The organism is Hathewaya massiliensis (genome assembly GCF_902143515.1).
Lineage (GTDB): Bacteria > Bacillota > Clostridia > Clostridiales > Clostridiaceae > Hathewaya > Hathewaya massiliensis.
The window spans coordinates 204,176-216,409 of the sequence record NZ_CABFVD010000003.1; the positions used below are offsets into that span (position 1 = coordinate 204,176).

11 protein-coding genes are annotated in these 12,234 nt (G+C 28.4%); 2 read left to right on the forward strand and 9 right to left on the reverse strand.

What is annotated here, in order from left to right; translation table 11 throughout:
- Positions 1–110: 110 nt before the first annotated feature.
- The gene (yjbM, locus tag FNZ64_RS08065; protein ID WP_142414283.1) at positions 111–902 is read right to left on the reverse strand and encodes a GTP diphosphokinase; all 792 of its coding nucleotides are present in this window, start codon (positions 900–902) and stop codon (positions 111–113) included.
- 196 nt (positions 903–1,098) lie between these two features.
- Between yjbM and FNZ64_RS08070 the strand changes: the two genes are divergently transcribed.
- Positions 1,099–2,061 (forward strand): DUF2225 domain-containing protein, encoded by a 963-nt coding sequence (locus tag FNZ64_RS08070; protein ID WP_142414284.1) that lies wholly within the window; start codon positions 1,099–1,101, stop codon positions 2,059–2,061.
- A 41-nt stretch (positions 2,062–2,102) separates the two neighbouring features.
- Here the strand turns inward: FNZ64_RS08070 and FNZ64_RS08075 are convergent, their stop codons facing one another.
- The 5 genes from FNZ64_RS08075 to FNZ64_RS08095 form a co-directional block, all read right to left on the reverse strand.
- Positions 2,103–2,792: a metallophosphoesterase gene (locus tag FNZ64_RS08075; RefSeq protein ID WP_142414285.1), complete on the reverse strand. Its 690-nt coding sequence runs from the start codon at positions 2,790–2,792 to the stop codon at positions 2,103–2,105.
- 33 nt (positions 2,793–2,825) lie between these two features.
- Positions 2,826–3,083, reverse strand: a complete 258-nt coding sequence (locus FNZ64_RS08080) for an EscU/YscU/HrcU family type III secretion system export apparatus switch protein (protein WP_142414286.1) — start codon at positions 3,081–3,083, stop codon at positions 2,826–2,828.
- A 38-nt stretch (positions 3,084–3,121) separates the two neighbouring features.
- Positions 3,122–5,125, reverse strand: a complete 2,004-nt coding sequence (locus FNZ64_RS08085; protein ID WP_142414287.1) for a hypothetical protein — start codon at positions 5,123–5,125, stop codon at positions 3,122–3,124.
- A gap of 225 nt (positions 5,126–5,350) precedes the next feature.
- Positions 5,351–6,568 (reverse strand): tyrosine--tRNA ligase, encoded by a 1,218-nt coding sequence (gene tyrS, locus FNZ64_RS08090; RefSeq protein WP_142414288.1) that lies wholly within the window; start codon positions 6,566–6,568, stop codon positions 5,351–5,353.
- Positions 6,569–6,778: 210 nt separating this feature from the next.
- On the reverse strand, positions 6,779–7,924 hold the full coding sequence (locus FNZ64_RS08095; RefSeq protein ID WP_142414289.1) for an AlbA family DNA-binding domain-containing protein: 1,146 nt from the start codon (positions 7,922–7,924) through the stop codon (positions 6,779–6,781).
- Between the two features lie 351 nt (positions 7,925–8,275).
- Between FNZ64_RS08095 and FNZ64_RS15080 the strand changes: the two genes are divergently transcribed.
- Positions 8,276–8,431 carry a DUF5670 family protein gene (locus tag FNZ64_RS15080; RefSeq protein ID WP_341472630.1) on the forward strand — a complete coding sequence of 52 codons (156 nt, stop codon included), beginning with the start codon at positions 8,276–8,278 and terminating at the stop codon, positions 8,429–8,431.
- Positions 8,432–8,524: 93 nt separating this feature from the next.
- Here FNZ64_RS15080 and FNZ64_RS08100 read toward each other — a convergent pair whose 3' ends face one another.
- The 3 genes from FNZ64_RS08100 to FNZ64_RS08110 all read right to left on the reverse strand — a co-directional run bounded on the left by FNZ64_RS08100 (position 8,525) and on the right by FNZ64_RS08110 (position 12,229).
- Positions 8,525–10,117 (reverse strand): peptide chain release factor 3, encoded by a 1,593-nt coding sequence (locus FNZ64_RS08100; RefSeq protein ID WP_142414290.1) that lies wholly within the window; start codon positions 10,115–10,117, stop codon positions 8,525–8,527.
- A 205-nt stretch (positions 10,118–10,322) separates the two neighbouring features.
- Positions 10,323–11,006, reverse strand: a complete 684-nt coding sequence (locus FNZ64_RS08105) for an ABC transporter ATP-binding protein (protein ID WP_142414291.1) — start codon at positions 11,004–11,006, stop codon at positions 10,323–10,325.
- Complete coding sequence (locus FNZ64_RS08110; RefSeq protein WP_142414292.1) at positions 11,006–12,229, reverse strand: ABC transporter permease family protein; 1,224 nt, start codon at positions 12,227–12,229, stop codon at positions 11,006–11,008. The genes FNZ64_RS08105 and FNZ64_RS08110 overlap by 1 nt, the downstream gene beginning before the upstream one ends.
- Between the last annotated feature and the right edge of the window lie 5 nt (positions 12,230–12,234).

Genomic DNA, 12,234 nt, shown 5'->3' on the forward strand with positions numbered 1-12,234 from the left:
ACTAAGTCTATTAAAAAGTATAATACTCTACTTTTTTAAAAATGGTAGTATTACTTTAATAAAGTTTAAAATAGAAAACACCTTGCATTAATAAAGTGCAAGGTGTTTTTTTATACTTTGTATACTTCAATAAGTTTTTCTGTAGTCTTTAAAAGAGAACTTAATTCCACAATGTCTCCTTCTTCTATAAGAGTATTTAGCTGCTCCCTAAGCCTTGCAACTTCTATATTTTTACCCAAGGCCCCTAGACTTGCAATGTTATCAGAAATATTAGAAACTAAGCTAGATTTTATCTCAAATAATTTTTGTGCATCCTTAATTTCTTCCTTTATTTCTTGCATTTCTTGATCTAATAAAAAAGCTGCATCTGCTGCCTTTTTAAGCTTTTCCTTAATATTACTTGGAATAGAATGCTTATATTTATAATTTAAGGAGTGTTCAACTGTAGCCCAGAAATTCATAGCCAAGGTTCTTATCTGAAACTCTGCTAAAATCTCCTTCTCTCCTTCTGCCATATACACAGAGTACTTTATTATTATATGATAACTTCTATATCCACTAGCCTTAAAGTTAGTAACATAGTCCTTTTCATAAATTATGTGCATATCCTTTCTTTCCCTAATTATGCTGACAACCTTTTCAATGTCATCAACAAACTGACACATTATTCTTATACCAGCTATGTCTTCCATTTCATATTCTATTCTATCTAAAGGAATATCAAATTTATTTGCTTTTTCTAATATACTTGAAATTTCTTTTACTCTACCTGTGACAAATTCTATAGGCGAGTATTCATTCTTTCTTCTATACTCTTTTCTTATGCTTTTAAATTTTGTTTTAATCTCTTCTACAGCCTGTTCATAAGGTAACAGGAAACTCTTCCATTCTCTTATTGCCATAAGAATCAACCTCTTCTTATTATCATTTTAAATAAAGATTATTTAAAGATGAATTTTAATTTAATATTTGATATAATTAAATTGGTATATTAATATATTGTAAAATATATTAAACGTCTCATAAAATATTATAATACATTACACAGTAGTAATAAACATGAATTTTTAAAAAAGTATCTTTGAGGTGGTATAAATAATGACAGATGAAATATTTAATGGTCTAGAACATTTAGGTTTTAAGGATACTTCTAATCTAAATCTTTATGAAATTGAAGAAGATACAGCAAAGGATAAATCTAACTTAGGTAAAACTGAAGAAGATAAAATTCTCTCTTTATTATACACTAAAACAATTACTTGCCCTGTATGTAATAAAACTTTCAAAAGCTTAGCTGTTAAATCTTCCGCCTATAAATTAAATAGCAGAGACAGTGATCTATTTATGAGATACTTTCTTATAAATCCTTACTTTTACGATGTATGGATTTGCGAAGATTGTGGATATGCTGCTATGAAGGCAGATTTTTTAAATGTTAAAAGCTATGAAATAGACTCTGTGGCAGAAAATATAACTCCTAGATGGAAGAAGAAAAATTATCCTGAAATATACGATGTTAATATAGCTATTGAAAGATATAAACTCTCTCTTTTAAACTATGTAGTTATGAAATCAAAATCAAGTAAAAAAGCTGTAAATTGTTTAAAAATAGCTTGGATGTATAGACTTATAGACTCTGAATCAGCTAAGGAAAAGGAGCTTCTTTTTATGAAAGAGTCCTTAACAGGTTTTGAATATGCCTACTATAATGAAAGCTTCCCTATATATGGCATGGACTCTTTTACTATAATGTATTTAATAGGTGAACTTAACAGGCGAGTTGGAAACTATGATAATGCTCTTTTATGGTTTAGTAAGGTAATTACTACCCCTGGTGTAAAAAGCAAATTAAAGGAAATGGCTAGAACGCAGAAAGATTTAGCTCGACTAGGTTTAGAAAACTCAAAAAATAGTCATAGTGACATTCATAATGATATGGATATTGAAGATGAAAATTTCACAATAGAAAAAGAAATAGAGAATAATTCAGATGTAAAAAAAACAGAGAAAAAAGAAACTAAAAAAGGATTTTTCTCAAAGCTTTTTGGAAAAAATAATTAATAAATACACCTTGGAAATTTAAAATCAAGGTGTATTTATTATTAATCTAATATTTTTTTTGGGTAGAAGTCTAAATAATCACTTGAAGTCATTATATACTGAATCCCGTCCCTATGACCCTCAAAAGCATTTTTTAATGAAGGTCCATGTAAATGTCCGTATATAACCTTCTCCACAGAGTATTCCTTAAGAATATTAATAAACTCAGTATCTTCAGTTCCTTTATATAAAGGAGGGTAGTGTGTCATTACTATAAATTTAGAAAATCCTTGTTTTACCCCTTCATCTAGAGAAAGTTTTAATCTAATACATTCTCTTTTAAATATTTTTTTATCATGATCTGTGAAATTTGACCCATAAGGTAGGGTCCAGCCCCTTGTTCCACATATAGCATAGTCATTATATGAAAAAGCATTATTTTGTATAAAATTTAAATCCTCATATAGATTATTTAACTTTTTTATACTACTCCACCAATAATCATGATTCCCTTTAACTAAAATTTTTCTTCCAGGAAGTTTATGAATCCAATTAAGGTCTTCAAAACCTTCCTCTATATTCATGGACCAAGAAATATCTCCTGCTATTAATACAGTGTCCTCTTCCCTTATTTCTTTTAACCAATTTTCTTTTATCTTTTCCTCATGTTTAAACCAATTTTCCCCAAACACATCCATTGGCTTATCTGTGGTAAAAGCTAAATGTAAATCAGATATTGACCACAAAGACATATAAAATCACCTTACTTTACTCTATAAATGCACTTAAATTAAATTATCAATCTCCATAACATAAGCTAAAACCCTTGCAACAGCATCATATAGCTCATAGGGTATATTATCTCCAACTTCTACCTTACTTAAAAGGTCTGCCAATTCTTTGTTTTCTATAATAGGTACTCTTTCTTCTTCCGCCTTTTCTAAAATTTTTTCAGCAATATATCCTGCTCCTGCGGCTGTAACCATAGGGGCTTCATAATTCGTATCGTATTTTAGTGCAGCTGCTTTTTTCTGCCCTTTCATTATATTATCACATCCCTAATTAAAAATAAAAGGATTATTTAAATTAAAGCATTTACTGTAGTAAAACTCTTGTCATCAAAAAACTCACAAGAATTTTTTAAATTTACTTCCTCGATCTTTTCTTGAACTATAACATGAGAATTATATCCTATGTCGTTTAATCCCTCTTCTAAATTAGCCTTAAATTTTAAAAGTAATCTTGTATACTTTTTAGGTGCATTTATTTTTACTTCTAAATTACTATTATTTATGGTTATATAGTTATCTATAGTACCCATATTAATAGTTTTAATACTTGCAATTATTTTTGCAGACTTAGAATCAATCTTTTTATTTTTCTTATTTTTATTTTTTATTATAAGTTTAAAAGGATATTCATTTTCTTTTACATTGAGAGGAAAATCTAAATAATAATACTCATTACTTAAAGAATTGTAGACCTTTAGATTATTAATTGGTCCCTTTAAATTATTAAAAATTAATTGCTCCTCTAATTTAGGATTCTCATCCATTAACTTAATTAAAGTCTTAATATTATGCTTTATTGTGGATAAATTGTTTACTATATCTTCTTTTACCTTATCACCTAAAAGCAGTAGATTTTTCACCTCTGCACTTAACTCTTTAGAAATGTTTCTTGATAAGTCTACACCATTTTCTTTTAATAATATATTTAAAGTTTTCTCCATATTCATAGATAAATTCTTCTCTTCACTAGGCTTAGCATTATTATTTAAGGTACTTAAATCTGAATTCTTATTAACATTATTAGCGTTATTGTCCACATTTTTATCTATATTCTTGTTAGTTATATTATTCTCTGAACCTTTCTCAATATCCTTGCTAATTATATTATTCTTTGTCCCCTTATCTATATCCTTGTTAATAATATTTTTATCTACATTTTTGTCTATACCCTCATTATTTAATTGATTTTTGTCGTAATACCCTTTTTCTATTTTCCCCTCACCTTCTAAGGTTTTTAAACCATTTTCAGATGGTGAATTTAATACTTTTTCTTCTAAATTAAGCTTAGTAGAACTCCCATCATTATCAGAAGTTGCAATACTTAAACCCTTTGCACTTTCATCCTTATAAATAGTACTATTATTACTTACTATTTCTTTATTAGCTAAACTATTTTCTCTAATTACACTCTCTTTTCCTTCTCCTAATGTAATCTCCTTAGGATTTATAGGCTCCTTTGATTTAATATCATTATTGTCTATTATAACATCCTTAGAGTTTTCAACCTCTCCGTCCTTTACAAAAAAGTCTAAGTTTCCTCCTTTTAGGTTTTCAAAAGAAGTGTTTTGCTCTTCACTATTACCTAAGTCCACTATGACTTTTTCTAGTAGTGACTCTATATCCTTTCCAATAAGTCCTGTATCCTTAATTAAGTTATTAAGACTTTCTATATTTTCCTTTGTAATTTCTATGTTGTTCTCTTTTAAGTACATAATTAAATCTAAGTCAGAACTCTTTAGTTCTTTAAAAAATTCCTTTAAGGTATTATATATGAATTTTCCCTTATCAGAATCCATATCTACCCCTTCTTTTTCCATGAAAAGTCTTATAAAGTTTTCCTCATCTTCCGCATTTGAAATTTTTTCTTTTAGATTTAATAAGTTTTTCATATCCATTATATTTTCTTTACTTAAAGTAATGTCATGTTTTAGCATTTTCCCTAATAACTCTATGTTTTCTTCAGACCCCTCTAATCCAACAGAATTTAATATCTTTTCTAAGGAACCCTTAATCTCACTCTTATCTTCATTTTGTACTAATTCTAACTTAAGTTTTCCCTCAGAAAAATCTTTTACTTCAAATTTTAAAACTTTTCCTTCTCTAGATTCAAGAGAGTCCTTAACTTCTGCTTTAAATTCCCAACCATTAGGTAACTTAAGTGTAGCTTCTCCCGTTGATTTATCTAAACTACATAACTTAGCTGAAAATTTTTCTCCATAATTAAAGGATAGTTTACTTTGAACTTTTCTCTTGTCTACATAATTTATGGAGTTTACTCCCAAAATTTTAGCCATATGATTTTCCTCCAAAAGGTTATTCTACTCTATTATCGTGATTACCCTAAAAATAGTTTAGAATATAAATAAAAAAGTGGATATACAGATTCACAACTATATTAATATTAAATAAAGTGTTTCATCTTTTTATCCACTATAATTAGTTTTCATGTAAAATTTTTTCTACTTAACTTTTATCCACTACAATTAATTCTAATGTAATAACTTTTTCCTAGCTAAAAATTATTTCATTATAACTCTATAGATTTTTTTCTTTCCTCTTTTTATTAAAGCTTCTCCATCTTTTAAATATTCTTCCTTAAATAAAGCATTTATATCTGAGATATTTTCCTCATTTATGTATAGACCACCTTGCTCTATTAATCTTCTTCCCTCTTTTTTAGATGGAACTATGTTTGAACTTGCTATAATATCTAAAATAGATGTTCCTATAGCTTCCTTAGTTATTTCAACAGTTGGAGCATTGCTTAAATTTCCACCAGCACCAAATAAAGCTTCTGCAGCTTCCTTTGCACGATTAGCCTCTTCTTCTCCATGTATAAGCTTTGTAACCTCATATGCTAAAACCTTTTTAGCATTATTCATTTCTGAACCTTTAATAGCACAAAGTTGTCTTACTTCTTCCATTGGTACAAATGTTAATAATGATAGGCATTTTTCTACATCTTCATCATTAATATTTCTCCAATATTGATAAAATTCATATGGTGAAGTCTTTTCTGGGTCTAACCAAAGAGCTCCATTAGCTGTTTTACCCATTTTCTTCCCTTCACTGTTTGTAAGAAGAGTACAAGTCATAGCATAAGCTTGTTTTGCTTCCTTTCTTCTTATAAGGTCTATACCTGCTAACATATTAGACCACTGATCATCTCCACCCAATTCCATGGTACAACCATATCTGTGGTATAATTCTAAAAAGTCATATCCTTGCATTAACATATAGTTAAATTCTAAGAAAGAAAGTCCCTTTTCAAGTCTTTGTTTAAAACATTCTGCTGTAAGCATCTTGTTTACAGAGAAATGTACCCCAATGTCTCTTATAAATTCTATGTAATTTAACTCTGATAGCCAGTCTGCATTATTAGCTAAAATAGCTTTTCCCTCACTAAAATCAACTAATCTTGATAGTTGTTTTTTTATACAATCTACATTATGCTGAATTTGCTCCTTAGTAAGCATATTTCTCATATCAGTTCTGCCTGAAGGATCCCCTATCATACCTGTAGCTCCACCTACAAGAGCTATTGGTCTATGTCCTGCCCTCTGCATATGAGCCATAAACATCATAGCTATAAAATGTCCTACGTGAAGACTATCTGCAGTTGGGTCAAATCCAATATAGAAAGTTACTTTTTCCTTTCCTAGTATATCTTTGATTTCATCATGTGTTGTTTGCTTAATGTAACCACGTTCCATTAAGGTATCAAATACATTTTCCATAATTGTCCTCCTAATCTTTTATATGTTTATCAATGACTATATGCCATAATACTCTCATCTTTTTAAAAACATGAGAAAATAGTAGCTACTTCTCTTAATAAAGATTTCCTCTAAAGGATAATGACTTCTAAGGAGTAAAACTCCTAAGAATTCTGTTAATAGGCTTTAGTTAAATTAAAACCCACCTTTGAAGTCAAGACTTCTTTTTATTTAAATATAATTATCTATCCCTGGATAGGATATTTTGAAATAATTATACTTTGTCGAATTAAAAAAGTATACTTTTTTCCCACTTTGCTTAAAAGAATTTTTAATTATGGAAAATCCACTTCCTGTATTTAAAAATCTTTTCTTATGGTCTAAAAGAATTAACTTTTCGTATATCCACATATTCCGTTTTATATAAGAATTTTTATTTTCACCCTTATATATATTCATAGAACCTGGACTTATAAGTGTAATATAGTCTTTAGAAATCCTTATTTCTATTGTCATATCATAAATAGTGTAATCTCTATATAAAACAGCATTTTTTATTCCTTCATATAAGGCATTAATAGGGTAACTAGATGGCATATTGATTTTTAAATATTCCTCGGCTTTATCTAGCATATCTAAAAGTTTACCACCTATTATAATTATTTCTTCTTTATTCTTAACTGTATTTATGATTTTAATCTTATTTTGAGGAATATATATATTATTATAACTTGAAAAAACCAAAAGTCCACCTAATGTAACCATTAATTTAGAAGTTTCTTTATCTTTTACTACAACGCCTAAATTTATCATTAGTTCTTCCATATTATTCTCTGTAAATTGTAGCCTTTGAAAACGAAAATAACTTTCTAACATTTTTTTATCTAAATGCTCTACATTACTTCTTGCAATTGGACAAAGTTCTGCATTTAAAGTTAGATTTTCACTTAATAAGGTCACTATCTCTTCTTTTCTCATTATATCAGTTGTGGACCCTCTTCTTATATAAAAAGCTCCATTTTCTCTAATTTGATAAGGTTTTTGATTTCCATCGTAAATTGTTATTATACCTATGGTTTTTCTGTCTATGATGCAGTAGTCTAAGGTTATTGGAATAGGTGGATCACATCTTGAACTAATTATTTGTTGAATTTGTTCTTCTTTTAATTCCTTTGGGTCAACCCCAATTAACTTTTTTGTCTTATCTTCCACTCCTAATATTAAATAACCTCTTCCACCTCTTCCGTTGGCAATTGCACATATATCCTTAGCTAATTCTTTCTTTCCACTTTCTGCGTTAACATCTACCTTAAGCTTAAAATCTAATTTTACATTTTCCTCTTTTTTTAGCAAACTTTTAAGTTTTTTTATATTCATTTTCTTTACCCCAAATATAAATTTATGAATAAGTAATAGTTTAATAACTAGGAGATAATAGTTGTAGTTAAAATTCAGCTAAAGTGAATTTTCTTATGAAAACTTTTACCTACTACTTATTAGTTGTTAGTTATTACTTATTACCTTCCCTATAATTATAATTATTATATTATATAAACAATTATACACCAAAAATTGTTTCTAATAAAAATCTTTAAAATGGGTATATTAATTTATGATGATATTCCTTTATATAATATTTATAAGTATGGACTATAAAGGAAAAACAAGTCCTTATGCCAACTAGACGCAGTATTACATGGAAGAAGTGTACCCGTAAAGGAGAAAAAAATGAAATTCTTAAGATGGCTTTTATGTATTATTCCTTTTTTCTTTATATTAGGATTAATGTTTAAAATTGGTGGTAAGTTAATAAATATATTACTTATAATATCACTTATAGTCTTTATAACTGATTCCTTACTTAGAAGGAACTCTATTATTTAGCATATTTATATATTAATAAATAAAAATTGCTGACAAAAACATATGTCAGCAATTTTTATTTAGGCTTCTATTTAAGACAAAATCTATTTATTTCTATTCTGATTTACCAATATTAGATAGTACAAGGTCCTTATTATGATCTAGTGCCCAACTAATACCCCAATCATTTTGAAATAATAATATATTTCTATCTTTTAAGTCTTTTACAAGTTTAGTATCACTAGTTAAACTTAAATTTTCTGCTTTTACACTAGTGCTTTCAATCCATCTTATATTTCTAAAAGGAAGTCTCTCTATCTTTATGTCTACGTTATATTCATTTTTAAGTCTATATTCTAAAACTTCAAATTGCAGTACACCTACAACCCCAACTACAATTTCTTCTACACCTATAAAAGGTTCTTTAAAGACCTGAATTGCACCTTCTTGGGCTATTTGAGTTATACCTTTTATAAATTGTTTTCTCTTCATTGTATCCATAGGTTTTACCCTTGCAAAGTGTTCTGGGGCAAAGCTTGGTATACCTTCAAATTTAAATGAATTATTTACTGGACATAAAGTATCACCTATGCTAAAAATTCCTGGGTCAAATACACCTATTATATCTCCTGCATAAGCTTCTTCTACAATTTCCCTATCCTGTGCTAAGAATTGCTGTGGTTGAGATAACTTAACTTTTTGCTTTCCTTGCACATGATAAACATCCATACCCTTTTGGAATTTACCAGAACATATTCTCATAAAAGCTATTCTATCCCTATGTGCTTTATTCATATTTGCTTGAATTTTAAATACAAAGGCTGAAAAGTCTTTGCTATATACATCAACTTTTCCATCTTCTGAATTTCTAGGAAGTGGTGGCAGACTCATTTCTAAAAATCCTCTTAAAAATGGTTCTACACCAAAGTTTGTTAAGGCACTTCCAAAAAATACTGGAGTTAGATTTCCAACTTTAACTGCCTCATAATCAAAGTCATCTCCTGCTATATCTAAAAGCTCTATGTCCTCTAAAAGTTTATTATAAAAACTCTCACCAATAACTTCAATAGCCTGTGGATCCTCTATATCTATAAAAGTAGATTCTGTTTGAGATTGACCATGCTTTCCACCGTTAAAGGTTTGGATTTTTTTACTTTCTCTATGATATACACCTTTAAAGTTTCTACCACTACCAATAGGCCAATTAATAGGATATGATTTTATTCCTAATTCATTTTCTATATCTTCCATAAGTTCAAAGGGATCTCTTATTTCTCTATCTAACTTATTTACAAAAGTGAAAATAGGAATTTCTCTTATACTACAAACCTGAAATAATTTTCTTGTCTGATCCTCAACACCTCTAGCTCCATCCACAACCATTACAGCACTATCTGCAGCCATTAGGGTTCTATATGTATCTTCACTAAAGTCTTGGTGCCCTGGAGTGTCCAAAATGTTTATGCAAAAATTATTATATTTAAATTGTAAAACTGATGATGTAACAGAAATTCCTCTTTGTTTTTCTATTTCCATCCAGTCAGAAACTGCATGTTTTGATGCTTTTCTTGCTTTAACAGAACCTGCTTCTCTAATAGCTCCACCATATAACAGTAATTTTTCTGTTAAGGTAGTCTTACCAGCATCTGGGTGAGATATAATAGCAAAGGTTCTTCTCTTTTCTATCTTGCTTCTTAAATCCTCCACGTTTTTCTCCTCTTTCTATATATATTTAAAATCTAATCCTCAAAGTAAAACTATTTCACTTTTAACTTATTAAATTTTTCCCATATAAAGCTATTTTTACTCAATAATTAGTCTACCTAATGATTTTAACTTTATTATTTCCCTATGTCAATAAATACGTGAAGGATTACATTACTTATTTAAACACTTATTTTAGTACTTTTATTTAAACTAACTCTTTTATCTCTATAATTTCCCCATCCTTTATATTGATAATTTTCTTACACTGTTCTGCTACCTTAGGATCATGGGTTACTATTATAACAGTTTTCCCCTCTTTATTTATCTCTTTAAATATATCTATTACTTCATTTCCAGTTTTCGTATCCAAAGCCCCTGTAGGTTCATCTGCCAATATAACTTCTGGATTATTAACTAAAGCCCTAGCTATGGCTACCCTCTGGTTTTGTCCACCTGATAATTGACTTGGTCTTCTACTTTTTTTATTTTCTATGCCTAGTTTTTTTAGATATGTCATAATTCTCTCATCTTTTGCTTTCTTTTTAAGCTTTGTATAGTCTAGAGGAATTTTTACATTTTCATATATGGTATAGTCCTCTATTAGGGCAAAATGCTGAACTATGAATCCAAAGAAACTCCCTCTTAAGGTTGCCTGCTCATTTTTACTTAAATTTGCTACTTCTTTCCCATTTAATTTATAACTACCCCTAGTAGGCTTATCTAAGCATCCTAATATATTCAAAAGAGTAGATTTACCAGAACCAGAAGCTCCCATTATGGCAATCATATCCCCCTTTTCAATATTAATTTCAATTTCCTTTAAAGCCTCTACCTTACTATCACCCATGCCATAAATTTTCCAAACTCCCTTTAATTCAATTAAACCCATTACTCTTTCCCCCTAATAATATCATTAACATGGAATCTCATTAATTTTATAACTGGTATAATGGTTAAAAACATAATAGTTCCTAAACTAAAGATTAATAAATATGGTGTACTTTTCATATCTTTAAATTTAAAGATATTTATGCTAGTGATAAATAAAAAAGAACAGCCTATAATCATTGCAGTTTCTAATACAATTCTTAAGATGATATCACTGATTTTCGCTCCACATAAAAGGTGGATACCAAACTCTGTGGTTCTAGTATCTATGGAACTTAATATGGATGTTATAATACCTATACTACAAAATAATAGCACTATAGAAAAAATCATAGTAGATTGTTCAATATCACTTTTCACAAATCCTTCAAACTCTTTAAATTGTTCTTCACTACTATAATATTTGTATTTATATAAGTCCATCTCTTGAGATTTACTTCTAATTTCATTGAAATACTCAGCATTCTTTTCTGGATTTCTACTAAAAATTGCTCCTTGAGAGTCATAGAAACCTAAATTTAAAAAAGTTTCTTCTGTATCTATAAAGCTGTCCATATATGGAAGTAACATGTAATTATTTAAGTTAGTAGTTTCAAGCTGTTGAGTATCCTCTAAGCAGTATGAATCTTCTTTTAAAAATCCTATAACTTTATATTTATATATCTTATTATGAATATTATCTTCTGCTTTAAACTCATCTCCTAACTTATATATTTCCCTATAATTGCTTCCTAAAACTATAGGAACTACATCAGTCCTATTAAAATCTTCTTTATTTAAAAATCGCCCTTCATCTACAGATAGCTTGAAAAATTCTAAGAAATTGCTATCAAAACTTATATTTTTTATAGATGAATACCCTGGACTAATAAAAGGATTCCTATCTCGTTGTTCTATAAATTTACTGTCACCTTTAAAATTCTCAATATAAAAACTTCTATTCTGAATAATTAAAAGTTTAAATTTATCATTGTTTCTTAAATAATCTCTAAATTCCTTTGCCTTATTTATATCTACATCTTTATTCCCATTACTTACTAAAAGTCTAAAAGGTCTTACACCATTATATATAGATAATAGTTGTTCTTTATCTTTTCTATATTTTCTCTGCACTAGTATAGCAGAATTTAAAAAATACAATGCCACTGTAACTTGAATTAAAATAATTATACTTACCCCTATTCTTGTACTTAAACCATGAAAAGCATATTTTATATTTTTCATAAACA